Source organism: Streptomyces sp. NBC_01320, assembly GCF_035974375.1.
Taxonomy (GTDB): domain Bacteria; phylum Actinomycetota; class Actinomycetes; order Streptomycetales; family Streptomycetaceae; genus Streptomyces; species Streptomyces yanii.
This window is the reverse complement of sequence record NZ_CP108390.1, coordinates 8,411,272-8,426,360: the sequence shown is the minus strand read 5'-3', so window position 1 is coordinate 8,426,360 and position 15,089 is coordinate 8,411,272. Positions and strand designations below refer to the sequence as shown.

General features: G+C 70.9%; 13 protein-coding genes. 8 read left to right on the top strand and 5 right to left on the bottom strand.

Features of this window, described 5'->3' with window-relative positions:
- Positions 1-47: 47 nt before the first annotated feature.
- From OG395_RS38305 to OG395_RS38295, 3 genes are all read left to right on the top strand, one after another.
- Positions 48-974: an ABC transporter ATP-binding protein gene (locus OG395_RS38305; protein ID WP_327247025.1), complete on the top strand. Its 927-nt coding sequence runs from the start codon at positions 48-50 to the stop codon at positions 972-974.
- Positions 971-1,738, top strand: a complete 768-nt coding sequence (locus OG395_RS38300) for an ABC transporter permease (RefSeq protein ID WP_327247024.1) — start codon at positions 971-973, stop codon at positions 1,736-1,738. The genes OG395_RS38305 and OG395_RS38300 overlap by 4 nt, the downstream gene beginning before the upstream one ends.
- Positions 1,739-1,817: 79 nt before the next feature.
- Positions 1,818-2,831 (top strand): COX15/CtaA family protein, encoded by a 1,014-nt coding sequence (locus OG395_RS38295; protein WP_327247023.1) that lies wholly within the window; start codon positions 1,818-1,820, stop codon positions 2,829-2,831.
- 211 nt (positions 2,832-3,042) lie between these two features.
- Here OG395_RS38295 and OG395_RS38290 read toward each other — a convergent pair whose 3' ends face one another.
- The 3 genes from OG395_RS38290 to OG395_RS38280 all read right to left on the bottom strand — a co-directional run bounded on the left by OG395_RS38290 (position 3,043) and on the right by OG395_RS38280 (position 5,698).
- Positions 3,043-4,182, bottom strand: a complete 1,140-nt coding sequence (locus OG395_RS38290; RefSeq protein ID WP_327247022.1) for an amidohydrolase — start codon at positions 4,180-4,182, stop codon at positions 3,043-3,045.
- Between the two features lie 108 nt (positions 4,183-4,290).
- On the bottom strand, positions 4,291-4,650 hold the full coding sequence (locus OG395_RS38285) for a hypothetical protein (RefSeq protein ID WP_327247021.1): 360 nt from the start codon (positions 4,648-4,650) through the stop codon (positions 4,291-4,293).
- Between the two features lie 94 nt (positions 4,651-4,744).
- Positions 4,745-5,698, bottom strand: a complete 954-nt coding sequence (locus OG395_RS38280) for a heme o synthase (RefSeq protein ID WP_327247020.1) — start codon at positions 5,696-5,698, stop codon at positions 4,745-4,747.
- A gap of 367 nt (positions 5,699-6,065) precedes the next feature.
- On the opposite strand from OG395_RS38280, the gene tkt reads away from it, so the two are divergent.
- From tkt to pgl, 5 genes are read left to right on the top strand one after another with little or no spacing between them, the layout of a single operon-like run.
- A complete protein-coding gene (gene tkt / locus OG395_RS38275; protein ID WP_327247019.1) occupies positions 6,066-8,168 on the top strand; it encodes a transketolase in 2,103 nt (700 codons plus the stop codon).
- Between the two features lie 34 nt (positions 8,169-8,202).
- A complete protein-coding gene (gene tal, locus OG395_RS38270) occupies positions 8,203-9,321 on the top strand; it encodes a transaldolase (protein ID WP_327247018.1) in 1,119 nt (372 codons plus the stop codon).
- Between the two features lie 5 nt (positions 9,322-9,326).
- On the top strand, positions 9,327-10,859 hold the full coding sequence (gene zwf, locus OG395_RS38265; RefSeq protein ID WP_327247017.1) for a glucose-6-phosphate dehydrogenase: 1,533 nt from the start codon (positions 9,327-9,329) through the stop codon (positions 10,857-10,859).
- Positions 10,856-11,878 carry a glucose-6-phosphate dehydrogenase assembly protein OpcA gene (gene opcA, locus OG395_RS38260; RefSeq protein ID WP_327247016.1) on the top strand — a complete coding sequence of 341 codons (1,023 nt, stop codon included), beginning with the start codon at positions 10,856-10,858 and terminating at the stop codon, positions 11,876-11,878. The genes zwf and opcA overlap by 4 nt, the downstream gene beginning before the upstream one ends.
- Positions 11,875-12,657: a 6-phosphogluconolactonase gene (gene pgl / locus OG395_RS38255; protein ID WP_266986935.1), complete on the top strand. Its 783-nt coding sequence runs from the start codon at positions 11,875-11,877 to the stop codon at positions 12,655-12,657. Before opcA ends, pgl begins: the two co-directional genes overlap by 4 nt.
- Positions 12,658-12,992: 335 nt before the next feature.
- On the opposite strand, the gene OG395_RS38250 is transcribed toward pgl, so the two are convergent.
- Together OG395_RS38250 and OG395_RS38245 are read right to left on the bottom strand one after the other, a co-directional pair.
- Positions 12,993-14,585 carry a PH domain-containing protein gene (locus tag OG395_RS38250; protein ID WP_327247015.1) on the bottom strand — a complete coding sequence of 531 codons (1,593 nt, stop codon included), beginning with the start codon at positions 14,583-14,585 and terminating at the stop codon, positions 12,993-12,995.
- Positions 14,582-15,085, bottom strand: coding sequence for a PH domain-containing protein (locus tag OG395_RS38245; RefSeq protein WP_327247014.1), 504 nt, complete (start codon positions 15,083-15,085; stop codon positions 14,582-14,584). Before OG395_RS38245 ends, OG395_RS38250 begins: the two co-directional genes overlap by 4 nt.
- Between the last annotated feature and the right edge of the window lie 4 nt (positions 15,086-15,089).

Sequence of the window (15,089 nt, the reverse complement as noted above, 5' to 3'; positions counted from 1 at the left end):
GGCCCCCGGGGACTCGCCCGCCCGGCCGCTGCCTAGACTTACCGGCCATGAAGAACGAGCCGGTCGTGCAGATCCGTGGCCTGGTGAAGCGGTACGGCGCCAAGACCGCGGTGAACGGCCTCGACCTGGGCGTACGCACCGGTGCGGTCACCGCCGTCCTCGGTCCCAACGGCGCCGGCAAGACCACCACCGTCGAGACCTGCGAGGGCTACCGCCGCCCCGACGCCGGGACCGTACGCGTCCTCGGCCTCGACCCGGTCGCCGACGCCGCGGAGCTCCGCCCCCGGATCGGTGTGATGCTGCAGTCGGGTGGCGTCTACTCCGGAGCGCGCGCCGACGAGATGCTCCGCCACATGGCGAAACTGCACGCCCACCCGCTCGACGTCGACGCGCTGATCGAGCGTCTCGGCCTCGGCAGCTGCGGCCGGACGACGTACCGCCGGCTCTCCGGCGGCCAGCAGCAGCGCCTCTCCCTGGCGATGGCCGTCGTCGGCCGCCCCGAGCTGGTGTTCCTGGACGAGCCGACCGCGGGCCTCGACCCGCAGGCCCGCCGCTCCACCTGGGATCTCGTACGGGAGCTGCGCGCCGACGGCGTGTCGGTCGTCCTCACCACCCACTTCATGGACGAGGCCGAGGCGCTCGCCGACGATGTCGCCATCATCGACGCGGGCCGGGTCATCGCTCAGGGCAGCCCGGAACTGCTGTGCCGCGGCGGCGCGGAGAACACCCTGCGCTTCACCGGCCGCCCCGGTCTCGACCTCGGCTCGCTGCTGAAGGCGCTGCCCGACGGCACGCAGGCAGCCGAGCCCGCCACCGGCACGTACCGCATCACCGGCCAGGTCGACCCACAGCTGCTGGCCACCGTCACCTCCTGGTGCGCGCAGCACGGCGTGATGCCCGACGGCATCTCCGTCGAGCGTCACACCCTGGAGGACGTCTTCCTGGAACTGACCGGCAAGGAGCTGCGCGCATGAGCGCCGGTACGTACGCCCCGCGGCCCGGTGCCGCCCCGCTGCCCCGCATGATCGGTGCGCAGACCGCGCTGGAGACAAGGATGCTGCTGCGCAACGGCGAGCAGCTGCTCCTGACGGTGATCATTCCGACGCTGCTGCTCGTGCTGTTCAGCGCCGTCGACATCGTGGACACCGGCGCGGGCAGGTCCGTCGACTTCCTGGCGCCGGGCATTCTCGCGCTCGCCGTGATGTCCACCGCCTTCACCGGCCAGGCCATCGCGACGGGCTTCGAGCGGCGGTACGGCGTGCTCAAGCGCCTCGGTGCCTCACCGCTGCCCCGCTGGGGGCTGATGACCGCGAAGACCCTCGCGGTACTGGTCACCGAGGTGCTGCAGGTCGTGCTGCTGACGGTGATCGCGTTCGCGCTGGGCTGGTCGCCGCACGGCAACCCGCTCGCCGTCCTGCTCCTGCTCGTGCTCGGCACCGCCGCGTTCTCCGGGCTCGGCCTGCTGATGTCCGGGACGCTGAAGGCGGAGGCGACGCTCGCCGCCGCCAACCTGGTCTTTCTGCTGCTGCTGGTCGGCGGCGGGGTCGTCGTGCCGCTGGACAAGTTCCCGGACGCGGCGCAGTCGGTGCTGGGGCTGCTGCCGATCGCGGCCCTGTCCGACGGGCTGCGGGACGTGCTCCAGCACGGCGCCTCGATGCCGTGGGGCGATCTCGGCATCCTCGCGGTCTGGGCGGTGCTCGGACTGGGCGCGGCGGCAAAGTTCTTCCGCTGGGAATGACCGACGGCGACGCCGTGCGGCATGCCGTTTCGAGGTAACTCGTCCCCCTCGTGAAAGCTTGCACAAGCCGCCGCTTACGATGGTGCGCGTGCCCAAGCTGACCCGAGCCGAAGTCGCTCAAGCCGCGCGGAACCCGCTCCTCTTCATCGCCGAACGCTGGACCCCGTCCCCCCGGACGGTCCGCCGCGCGGCGATGTCGGCCGTCGTGATGGCCGTCGTCATCGTGGTCACCGGCGGTGCGGTGCGGCTGACCGGCTCCGGTCTCGGCTGCCCCACCTGGCCCAAGTGCACCGACGAGTCCCTGACGGCGACGAGCGCGATGGGCTTCCACGGCGCCATCGAGTTCGGCAACCGGATGCTCACCTACGTGCTGTGCGCGGCGGTCGGCTGGGCGATCATCGCCGCCCGCTCGGCGAAACCGTGGCGGCGCAGCGTCACCCGGCTCGGCTGGGCGCAGTTCTGGGTGGTCATGGGCAACGCCGTGCTCGGCGGCATCGTCGTGCTGGTCGGCCTCAACCCGTACACCGTCGCGGCACACTTCCTGCTCTCCACCGCGCTGCTCACGGTCGCCGTCGTGACCTGGCAGCGGGTTCGGGAGGGCGACGCCGAGCCGCGTCCGCTGGTCGGCAAGGCGGTCTCGCAGCTGACCTGGCTGCTGGCGGCCGCGGCCGGTCTGCTGATCGCCGTCGGCACGGTCGTGACGGGTGCCGGACGGCATGCGGGCGACTCCAGCGACGTCCACCGCATCCCGCTCGACTGGAAGATGATCGCGCAGCTGCACGCCGACCTGGCCTGGGTCGTCGTGGCACTGACGGTCGCGCTCTGGTTCGTACTGAAGGCCGTCGACGCGCCGGTCGGTCCGATGCACCGCACCCGTGATCTCTTCCTGGTACTGATGTCGCAGGGCGTGATCGGGTACGTGCAGTACTTCACCGACACCCCGGAGATCCTGGTCGGGCTGCACATGCTCGGTTCGTGCCTGGTGTGGATCGCCGTCGTGCGGGTGATGCTCTCGCTGCGCGAGCGCCCGGGGGCGACCGCCCCGGTGCCCACCCCCGCCGCCCAGACGCCGGAGCCCGCAGCCGCCGGCTGAGAGCCTGTCGGGTGACCTTCGATCGGATAGCGGACGCGGGCTGGTGCGTGCGATTCCAAGGCGGCGGGATGTCCTCGGATGGGGCCTCCCCTGCTCGAACGAAGCTGAGAGCCTGGGGAAGGAGCTACTAGGACATTTCGGCAACCCGGGAAGCGTGCGTGCCAGGGCGTGGCCGCCCGATCAGAGGTCACCCGACAGGCTCTAGAGCCTGCTACGCGGGCCGCCGGTCCAGCCCGTACACCCGGCGCGCGTTGCCGGACGCGATCATCGCGGCCACCCGCGTGGCGTCGGTGCGCGACCACGCGCCGTCCGCCACCCAGCCGCCCAGCACCCTGCTCAGCGCCTCACGGAACTGGCGCGCGCCCACCACATGCAGTTCCGGCAGTCCCTGAGCACCGCTGGAGAACAGCAGTTTGCCGAACGGGGCGAGCTCCAGGACCTCCGCGAGGACGGCCCCGGCGCGTGCTCCCGTACGGGTCAGGGCGGCGCCCGCGTCGAAGTACACATGCGGATGGATGCTCGCCGGCTGTGCGGCGTGCCGGTGGTGCGGATAGCTGTGCAGCAGTACGAGATCGCTGCCGAACCCGGCCGTCGCGGCGGCGAATCCCGCCATCCGCCGGGGGTCGGTGGAGCGCAGCTGCAGCGGCCGCCCGCAGGCGATCGCGGTCCACAGCAGATGCCGCAGCAGCACCGGGTCGTGGGGGGCCGCGCAGGGCGTACCCGGGCCGTCGGCACCGGTCCGTGCCGCCCGGCGTTCCGCCTCCCGCCCCGCCAGCCACCGTCCGGCCGCGCCGCGCACCTCGCCCGGCCCCGGCGGTCCCGGATCGGCTTCCAGGCCATGGCGTACGGCCGCGGCGGAGGTGAAGGCGACGACGGAGGCTGCCGCGGTGTGCACGGCCGCTGCGAGGTCGGCGAGGAAGCTCTCGACGGTGCCCGAGGTGTCGGCGACCTGCTCGGCCAGGGGCTCCAGGCGCACGATCTCGCCGACGTCGGCCCCGGCCGCGGCAGCGATCTCTGCCGGGCCGGTGAGGTCGCCCGGAAGCCCGGTGTCGATGAGATAGGTGGAGACGCCGGTGGCACGGAGCAGCCGTCGGCCGGTCTCCGCGGCGCCCAGTTCCCGGCGGCGGGCCAGATAGCGGGCCGGTGGGCAGTGGGGTTCGAGACCCAGCAGCGGAGGGCACCAACGGCGAACGGCGAAGCCGGTCTGGGTGTCGAAGAAGGTGGTGCCGGGCGCGGGCGTCCCCGCTGCCGTGACCGGCCGGGCCTCGAAGGTGCCGAGACCCAGCTCGGTGCGGAGCACCCCGTGGCAGTGCTGGTCGACCAGATCCGCCACGGGCAGTATGTCGGTCATCCGGAGCTCCCTGCGACGACGTGGGTGTACCCGTCCTAGCGGGTGACCCCGGTGTCAGGTGTTGCTCCTGCCCCGTGGGATGGGCCCGGAGACGTCCCGGGCGGCGGCTCAGCCCTTGTTGGAGGGGCCGCCGACCTGGATCCCGGCCATCCGTGTCCACTCGTACGGGCCGGTGCGGACCTTGGCGGCGAACTCTCCGTCGAAGGACTCGTGCATCGTGATCCCGGCCTTCGCGGTGGCACTCTCGGCGACCGCGTACGAGGGTGCGACCAGGTCGCCCCAGCCACCGTCCTCGCCGACCAGCACGATGCGGGTGCCCATCTGCCCGATGTAGGCGAGCTGCCCCTCGGCGCCGCCGTGCGCCTTGGCGAAGGCACCGATCTGCTTGGCGAGCCTGGCTGCCCTGCGCTCCGCGCGGGCGGCCTGCTTGCTGTCGTCAATCTGCTGGGTCTCTGCCGTGTCTGCCATGCAACGGATGCTACCGATGGGTAGATCAACTGGCGACGGGCGGGTCACGTGGCATGGGCCACGTACCCCGCCCGTCGGCAGGAGCGAAACGGTGTCAGCGCAGGAACGGGTCGACCGCGACGGCGACGAACAGCAGCGACACATAGGTGATCGACCAGTGGAACAGTCGCATTTCCTTGAGCTTGGCGCCGGACACCCCGGCCTTCGCCCTGTTCTGCAGGCCGTGCGCCTCCCAGAGCCAGAACCCGCCGGTCAGCAGCGCCACGGCCGTGTAGAACCAGCCGGTGTAGCCGAGCGGGGTCAGCAGCAGCGACACCGCCACCATCACCCAGCTGTAGATGACGATCTGGCGGGCCACCACGCGATTGGACGCGATGACCGGGAGCATCGGTACGCCGACACGGGCGTAGTCGTCCTTGACCTTCATCGACAGCGGCCAGTAGTGCGGCGGCGTCCAGAAGAAGATGACGGCGAAGAGGATGACCGCGGCCCAGGACATCGAGTTGGTCACGGCGGACCAGCCGATGAGGACCGGCATGCAGCCCGCGATGCCGCCCCAGACGATGTTCTGCGAGGTGCGCCGCTTCAGCAGCATCGTGTAGACGACGACGTAGAAGACCAGCGCGCCCAGCGACAGTGCCGCCGACAGCCAGTTGACCAGCAGCCCGAACCAGACCGTCGAGATCACCGCGAGGGCGATACCGAAGGCCAGGCACTCGCGGGGGCTCACCATGCCGGTGACCAGCGGACGCTGCGACGTACGGTCCATCAACGCGTCGATGTCGCGGTCGATGTACATGTTGAGCGCATTGGCACCACCCGCGGAGAGATATCCGCCGATGGTGGTAGCGAGTACGAGCCACAGGTCGGGCACACCCTGAGCGGCCAGGAACATCACCGGAACAGTGGTGATCAGCAACAGCTCGATGATCCGCGGCTTGGTCAGTGCCACGAATGCCTTGATACGGGCCCCGAACGGGCGATGGCCCCCTGGGCTCGGAGTCAAGGCGACCCCTGCGGGTCGGGACTCGACGGCCGTCACGCACACCCCTGACAGAGAAATCCCAGCAAGCTCCGGGCATGAAGGCCCAGTAAAGACTTGCGCGAACCAGACCACTGTAGACGTTGGGGACAGGCCGTTCTTCGCGGGGGTGGGTCGTGTTGGAGTCGCGCCGAAGCGCCGTATCCGATGAGGGCATAAGCGCCGTGTCCGATGAGCGCATAAGTATGGAGTGGCGCTCATCGGAGTAGCGCAGAAGTGAGCCGTTGCGCTCATACGGGAGGCGAACTCCGCGGGTCGCCTGCACCCTGGAAAGCAGCCGGAAAATGCGTGTTGCGTCGGGGGTAGGCTCGACGATGCCCGGTGCGGTCACCAGTCACCGGTTTACAACAGTGGAGAGGAGCCCTGACTCAGGGTGAGCACCAAGCCGACCACCACAGACCTCCAGTGGACCGAATTGGACCAGCGGGCCGTGGACACTGTCCGCGTCCTTGCCGCTGACGCCGTACAGAAGGTCGGAAACGGCCACCCGGGTACGGCGATGAGCCTCGCTCCCGCCGCGTACACGCTCTTCCAGAAGGTGATGCGGCACGACCCCGCCGACGCGGACTGGACCGGTCGCGACCGGTTCGTGCTCTCGGCGGGTCACACGAGCCTGACCCTCTACATCCAGCTCTACCTGGCCGGGTACGGCCTGGAGCTCGATGACCTCAAGGCGTTCCGCACCTGGGGCTCGAAGACCCCCGGTCACCCGGAGTACGGCCACACCACCGGTGTCGAGACGACGACGGGCCCGCTGGGCCAGGGTGTCGCCAATGCCGTGGGCATGGCCATGGCCGCCCGCTACGAGCGCGGCCTGTTCGACCCGGAGGCGGCCCCCGGCACCTCCCCGTTCGACCACATGGTCTGGGTCGTCGCCGGTGACGGCTGCCTCCAGGAGGGCATCTCCGCGGAGGCCTCCTCGCTGGCCGGGCACCAGAAGCTCGGCAACTTGGTCCTGCTGTGGGACGACAACCACATCTCCATCGAGGGCGACACGGAGACCGCGGTCTCCGAGGACACCCTGAAGCGGTACGAGGCGTACGGCTGGCACGTCCAGCGCGTCGAGCAGCTGCCGAACGGCGACCTGGACCCCGCGGGTCTCTACAAGGCGCTGCAGGCGGCCAAGGCCGAGACCGAGCGCCCGTCGTTCATCGCGGCCCGCTCGATCATCGCCTGGCCGGCCCCGCACGCCCAGAACACCGAGGCCTCGCACGGCTCGGCGCTCGGCAAGGACGAGGTCGCGGCGACCAAGAAGGTCCTGGGCTTCGACCCGGAGAAGACCTTCGAGGTCTCCGACGAGGTCATCGCGCACACCCGTGAGGCGCTGGACCGCGGCCGCGAGGCCAAGGGCGAGTGGGAGAAGTCGTTCGCCGCGTGGCGGACCGCCAACCCGGAGCGCGCCGCCGAGTTCGACCGGATCTCCGCGGGCGAGCTGCCCGAGGGCTGGGAGGACAGCCTTCCGGTCTTCGAGCCGGGCAAGGGCGTCGCCACCCGCGCCGCCTCCGGCAAGGTGCTCCAGGCGCTCGGCGAGATCATCCCCGAGCTGTGGGGCGGATCCGCCGACCTCGCGGGCTCGAACAACACGACGATCGACAAGACGTCGTCGTTCCTCCCGGCGGGCAACCCGTTGCCGGGCGCGGACCCGTACGGCCGCACGATCCACTTCGGTATCCGCGAGCACGCCATGGCCGCGGCCATGAACGGCATCGCGCTGCACGGCAACACCCGCATCTACGGCGGCACCTTCCTGGTGTTCTCCGACTACATGCGCAACGCCGTGCGACTGTCCGCGCTGATGCACCTGCCGGTGACGTACGTGTGGACGCACGACTCGATCGGTCTCGGCGAGGACGGCCCGACCCACCAGCCGGTGGAGCACCTGGCCTCGCTGCGCGCCATCCCGGGCCTGAACATCGTCCGCCCGGCCGACGCCAACGAGACCTCCATCGCCTGGCGCGAGATCCTGCGCCGCTACACGAAGGTGTTCGGCAAGGGCGCCCCGCACGGCCTGGCGCTGACCCGTCAGGGCGTGCCGACGTACGAGGCGAACGAGGATGCGGCCAAGGGCGGCTACGTGCTGTTCGAGGCCGAAGGGCCCGAAGGGCGGAACACAGCACCGCAGGTCCTCCTGATCGGCACGGGCTCCGAGGTCCACCTCGCCGTCGAGGCGCGCGAGGAGCTGCAGGCGGCCGGCATCCCGACCCGGGTGGTCTCGATGCCGTCGGTCGAGTGGTTCGAGGAGCAGGACCAGGCGTACAAGGACAGTGTTCTGCCGCCGTCCGTGAAGGCCCGTGTCGCCGTCGAGGCGGGCATCGGCCTGACCTGGCACCGGTACGTCGGAGACGCCGGCCGGATCGTCTCGCTGGAGCACTTCGGTGCCTCGGCCGACGCCAAGGTCCTCTTCCGCGAGTTCGGTTTCACCGGTGAGCACGTTGCCGCCGCAGCGCGGGAATCTCTCGCCGCCGCCGCGCGCTGACGCCGTTATACGACTAGTAGGAGATGCAATTCTCATGACAGACGCACTCAAGCGCCTTTCCGACGAGGGCGTGGCGATCTGGCTCGATGACCTGTCGCGCAAGCGGATCACCTCCGGCAACCTCGCCGAGCTGATCGACCAGCAGCACGTCGTGGGCGTCACCACCAACCCGTCCATCTTCCAGAAGGCGATCTCGCACGGAGACGGCTACGAGCAGCAGCTCACCGACCTGGCGACCCGCAAGGTCACGGTCGACGAGGCCATCCGCATGATCACGACGGCGGACGTCCGCGACGCCGCCGACATCCTGCGCCCGGTCTTCGACGCCACGGGCGGCCAGGACGGCCGGGTCTCCATCGAGGTCGACCCGCGTCTGGCCCACCACACCCACGCCACGATCGCCGAGGCCAAGCAGCTGGCCTGGCTGGTCGACCGGCCGAACACGCTCATCAAGATCCCGGCGACGAAGGCCGGTCTGCCGGCGATCACCGAGGTCATCGGCAAGGGCATCAGCGTCAATGTCACCCTGATCTTCTCGCTGGAGCGCTACCGCGAGGTCATGGACGCCTACCTGGCGGGCCTGGAGAAGGCACAGGCCGCGGGCCTGGACCTCTCCAGGATCCACTCGGTGGCTTCGTTCTTCGTGTCCCGTGTGGACTCCGAGATCGACAAGCGCCTCGACGCGATCGGCACCGACGAGGCCAAGGCACTGAAGGGCAAGGCGGCGCTCGCCAACGCCCGGCTGGCGTACCAGGCGTACGAGGAGGTCTTCTCCTCCGACCGCTGGGCGGCTCTGGACAAGGCGCAGGCCAACAAGCAGCGTCCGCTGTGGGCCTCCACCGGTGTCAAGGACCCCGCGTACAAGGACACGCTGTACGTCGTCGACCTGGTCGCCCCCGGCACGGTGAACACCATGCCCGAGGCAACCCTGGAGGCCACGGCCGATCACGGGCAGGTCACCGGCAACACCATCGCCGGCACCTACGAGCAGGCGAAGGCCGAGCTCGACGCCGTCGCGAAGCTCGGGATCTCCTACGACGACGTCGTGCAGCTCCTCGAGGACGAGGGCGTCGAGAAGTTCGAGGCGTCCTGGATCGATCTGCTCAACTCCACCGAGGCGGAGCTCAAGCGCCTCGCCCCTTCGGAGGGCTGACCACTTTGTCTGGTGTTCCCGGAGCCAACCCGCTCCGTGACGCCCAGGACCGCCGGCTCCCGCGTATCGCGGGGCCGTCGGGCCTGGTGATCTTTGGCGTCACGGGCGATTTGTCCCGTAAAAAGCTGATGCCCGCTGTCTATGACCTGGCCAACCGCGGCCTGCTGCCACCGGGCTTCTCGCTCATCGGCTTCGCGCGCCGCGAGTGGCAGGACGAGGACTTCACCCAAGAGGTCCACGACGCCGTCAAGCAGCACGCCCGCACGCCGTTCCGCGAGGAGGTCTGGCAGCAGCTCATCCAGGGGATGCGCTTCGTCCAGGGCAACTTCGACGACGACGAGGCCTTCGAAACCCTGAAGGCCACCATCCAGGAGCTCGACAAGGAACAGGGCACGGGCGGCAACTTCGCCTTCTACCTGTCCGTGCCGCCGAAGTTCTTCCCGAAGGTCGTCCAGCAGCTGAAGAAGCACGGGCTGGCCGATCAGACGGAGGGGTCCTGGCGGCGCGCCGTCATCGAGAAGCCGTTCGGTCACGACCTCACCAGTGCGCAGGAGCTCAACCAGCTCGTGCACGACGTGTTCCCGCCCAACGAGGTCTTCCGGATCGACCACTACCTGGGCAAGGAGACGGTCCAGAACATCCTGGCGCTGCGGTTCGCCAACACGATGTTCGAGCCGATCTGGAACCGGAGCTATGTCGACCACGTCCAGATCACGATGGCCGAGGACATCGGCATCGGTGGCCGGGCCGGCTACTACGACGGCATCGGCGCCGCCCGTGACGTCATCCAGAACCACCTGCTGCAGCTGCTGGCGCTGACCGCGATGGAGGAGCCCGGCTCCTTCCACCCGAAGGCCCTGGTCGCCGAGAAGCTCAAGGTGCTCACGGCGGTCGAACTGCCGGAGGACCTGGGCAAGCACACCGTGCGCGGCCAGTACGCGCACGCCTGGCAGGGCGGCGAAGAGGTCCTCGGCTATCTGGAGGAGGACGGCATCGACCCCAAGTCGAAGACCGACACCTTCGCCGCGATCAAGCTGACGATCAACAACCGCCGCTGGGCGGGCGTGCCGTTCTACCTCCGTACCGGAAAGCGGCTCGGCCGCCGGGTCACGGAGATCGCGGTCGTCTTCAAGCGCGCCCCGTACCTGCCGTTCGAGTCGGGGGCCACGGAGGAGCTGGGCGGCAACGCGCTGGTCATCCGGGTCCAGCCGGACGAGGGTGTGACCGTGCGGTTCGGCTCCAAGGTGCCCGGCACCTCCATGGAGGTGCGGGACGTCACGATGGACTTCGCCTACGGCGAGTCCTTCACCGAGTCCAGCCCGGAGGCGTACGAGCGGCTCATCCTCGATGTGCTGCTGGGCGACGCCAACCTCTTCCCCCGCCACCAGGAGGTCGAGCTCTCCTGGAACATCCTCGACCCGATCGAGCAGTACTGGGACAAGCACGGCAAGCCCGCGCAGTACCCGGCGGGCACCTGGGGTCCGGCAGAGGCGGACGAGATGCTCGCACGAGACGGACGGAGCTGGCGTCGGCCATGAAGATCGATCTCACGGAAACCACCTCCAGCAAGATCAACCAGGCGCTGGTGTCGGCTCGGCGTGCCGTCGGCACGCCGGCCATCGGCATGGTGCTGACCCTGGTCATCGTCACCGACGAGGAGAACGCGTACGACGCCCTCAAGGCGGCGAGCGACTCCTCCCGCGAGCACCCCTCGCGGATCATCGCGGTGATCAAGCGGGTCAGCCGCTCGCCGCGCAGCCGGCGCGACGCGCGGCTCGACGCCGAGGTACGGGTCGGTTCCGACTCGGGCTCCGGCGAGACCATCGTCCTGCGCCTCCACGGTGAACTGGCCAACCACGCCCAGTCGGTGGTCCTGCCGCTGCTGCTGCCGGACGCCCCGGTCGTGCTGTGGTGGCCCGAGGACGCACCGTCCGACCCGGCGAAGGACCCGCTGGGCGCGCTCGCCCAGCGCCGGATCACGGACGCCTACTCGGCGGAGGCGCCGAGCGCCGAACTCGCGGCGCGCGCCAAGTCGTACAGCCCGGGCGACACGGATCTGTCCTGGACCCGCATCACCCCGTGGCGTTCGATGCTGGCGGCCGCGCTCGACCAGAAGCCCGTCGAGGTGCTGTCGGCGACGGTCGAGGGCGAGTCGGAGAACCCCAGCTGCGAACTGCTCGCCATGTGGCTCGCGGACCGGCTCAAGGTACCGGTGCGGCGCACACTGTCCGCCGGTCCCGGGCTGACGGCCGTACGGATGGAGACCAAGGGCGGCGCCATCGTCCTGGACCGCCCGGACGGTTCGCTGGCCACGCTCTCCATGGAGGGACAGCCGAACCGTGCGGTGGCGCTCAAGCGGCGGGAGACCGCCGAGCTGCTCGCCGAGGAGCTGCGCCGTCTGGACCCGGACAACACCTACGAGGCCACGGTGAAGTTCGGTGTGGAGAACCTGGCCGACGCGGCGGGGCCCGAGCCCTCCGCGGCGAAGGCGTCCGAGCCCACCACCACCCCGACCGCGGCGAAGAAGACCGCGGCGAAGAGGGCGGCAGCGAAGTGAGTGCCCCTCAACTTGTCGTGCACCACGACAAGGAGCTGATGGCGCAGGCCGCCGCGGCCCGGCTGATCACGAAGATCGTGGACGCCCAGGCCGCGCGCGGCTACGCCTCGGTGGTCCTCACCGGTGGGCGCAACGGCAACGGCCTGCTGGCCGCGCTCGCCGCCGCGCCCGCCCGGGACGCGATCGACTGGTCGCGGCTCGACCTGTGGTGGGGCGACGAGCGGTTCCTGCCGGACGGCGATCCGGAGCGCAATGTCACGCAGGCCCGTGAGGCCCTGCTGGACTCGGTGCCGCTCGACCCGTCCCGGGTCCATGCGATGCCCGCTTCGGACGGTCCCTGCGGCAACGACGCCGACGCCGCCGCGGCCACGTACGCCGCCGAACTGGCCACCGCCTCCCGTCCGGAGGATCACGGCCCGGTCCCGACGTTCGATGTGCTGATGCTGGGCGTGGGCCCGGACACGCATGTCGCGTCGCTCTTCCCGGAGCTGCCCGCGGTACGGGAGACCGAGCGCACCGTCGTCGGTGTGCACGGCGCCCCCAAGCCGCCGCCCACCCGCATCTCGCTGACGCTGCCCGCCATCCGGGCCGCGCGCGAAGTGTGGCTGCTCGCGGCGGGCGAGGACAAGGCGGAGGCCGCGGCCATCGCACTGTCGGGCGCCGGGGAGATCCAGGCCCCGGCGGCGGGCGCGTACGGACGCAGCCGCACGCTGTGGCTGCTGGACTCGGCGGCGGCCTCGCAGCTGCCGCGCGCGCTGTACCCGCCGGCCTCTCCCTGAGTGGCCGTCAGCGCGGCTGACAACAGGCCCGGTTCGCTCCCAGGAGCGGACCGGGCCTGTCCGCTGTCCGACGCCCGCGGGAGCGATCCGCCGAACCGGGGCCGTGCCACCGGACGTCTGCGGTGCCGCATCGGTGCACTCGATCCCACCCGGAGACAAACCCGGCTCAGAGCCTGTCGGGTGACCTCTGAGGGCGGCGTCACGTGCTGCGGCGAGGGCGCGACACCCGGGACGGCCGGACCGTCGCCGAGGGCGAGCGCGTCGAGTCCCAGTCGTCGACGGCCCGAAGGGTCCGCAGGGGGAGGACGTCCGATCCGCCTGACACCGGAGCGGGGTCAGGCGTGCGGCGGCGTGCGCTCCAGGAAGGGCTCCAGCAGGCCGGGGACGGCCTCGGAGGCGAAGCCGAGAACCTCGCTCGTACCGGCGTCGTACACCGTGTAGGCGCCCGCTCCGGCCGCCGTCGTGGCGGTCACGCTCAGCAGTCCCGCCCGCCGCTGGAAGTACGACTGCCTGACCGTCCAGCCGATCACCCCGGCCCGCTCCAGTGCGGCGGTGGACCGCCGTACGGTGCCGGAGCGGGTCACCAGATAGTCACCGCTGAGGGCGTGTCCCAGGCCGCGGTACGCATCACGGGCCAGGAGCACGCCGACCGGCAGCCCCACCGCGGCGCAGCCCAGGGCAACCCACAGCAGGACGGGCGTCAGCAGCACGCCCAGGACACCAAGGATCAGCACGGGTGCCAGGACGGCCAGGACCGCCCGGCGCAGCCGTCTGCCACGGGCCGCGAGGGGGTGCGGGATCAGCGGGGCACCGGTCGGGGCCGTGGTCTCGCGCAGCGCGTCCGCGGCCACGGCGTCGGCGACGCTGCGGGGCGCGGCGGGCAGCAGCGTGTTGTGGTCGCCGTGCTGCTCCTCGTCGTCCTTGGCCAGGCCGGTGGTGATCGCGTCCACCCGGGCGGCGCCCAAGAGCCGGATGCCGAGCGGTTCGACGACGTCGACGCCGCGCAGTCGGCGCTCTTCGATGGTGACGGACCGGGAGGTGAGGAGTCCGCGCCGGATCCGCAGGGTGCCGCCGGGTTCTCGCTCCAGGCGGTAGCTCCACCACATCTCGACCCAGAGGCCGAGCGCGCCGAAGACCCCGGCGACCGTCACGGTGACGGCGAGGATCACGGCCATCGTGAGCAGCGAGGTGTCCCGGAAGCGGTCGCCGATCCAGTGGAGCACCCGGCCCTGTTCCCCGAACCAGTCGCTGACCTGCAGCACCGCCCCGGCCGCCGCACCGCCGAGGGCGGGGGTGACGAACGAGACCGGTGCGTAGCGGATCCAGCGCGGGTCGAGTGCGGCGAGCTCGCCCTCGCGGTGGGTGCCGGGCACACCGGTGGCCGCGCGGGTCAGCAGCTCGTGGCGGAGCCGTTCGCCCTCGCTCCTGCGGACCGGGTCGAGCTCCAGGGTGGCCTCGTTGCCTTTGTGCTCACCGGTACCGATCCGGACGGTGACGAGGCCGAGGATCCGCAGCAGGGGGTGGGCGGTGAGGTCGACGCTGCGGATGCGTTCGCGGGCCAGTGAGCGCTTCTTGACCAGCAGCAGTCCGGTGTGGAGCTCGATGCGCTCGGTGCCGATGCGATAGCGGGTGCGGCGCCAGCGTATGTAGTCGCCGCCCGCACCGCAGCCGATCAGTGCGAGCGCGCCGGTCAGCACCCAGGCGACGGCGGCCGCGAGGCCGAGCCGTCCGGCCAGGCCGAGCGTGGTGGGCACCGCGGCGCCGGCCGCCACGCCGGCCGAGACGAGCGCGGTGACGAGGACCGTACGCCGGTCGAGCTGCCGCCAGCCGGCTCCGGCGGTCGTCCCGGGATCCGTACGGTCCCGGTCCGATGTGCCGGCCGGTGGGGCGAGCCGCTCGCTGCCCGTGCCGTCCGCGACCTCACTCATGTGGCGTCCCCGGGCGTGTCCTGGGTGATCCGGGTCAGCCGCTCGGCCAGTTCGGCGGCGAGCTCGTGGTCGAGGCCCTCGATCTTCAGGGCCCCCTTGGACGAGGCGGTGGTCACGGTGACCGAGGCCAGCCTGTAGAGCTGCTCCAGCGGGCCGCGCACGGTGTCGACGGTCTGGATCCGGGACATCGGCGCGATCCGCCACTCCTGCCGGATCACGCCGGTCCTGACGTACACCGCCTCGCCGGTGACCTCCCAGCGGTGGGTGCGGTACCACCAGCGGGGGAAGAGGACGGCGCAGGCCGCACCGAGGACCGCGAGGACCACGGCGGGCAGCAGCAGCCAGAACCGGGCGGGCGCGATGAGCGCGCCCAGGACGGCCAGGACGGCCACCGGCGCCGCGGTGAGTAGCAGCCACTGGGTCCGCCACCAGCCGACGGCCCTCGGGTCCAGCGTGTTGTTCGGCGGCCGGAGCCGCACCGTCCTCTCCCCCGTGGTCATCGGA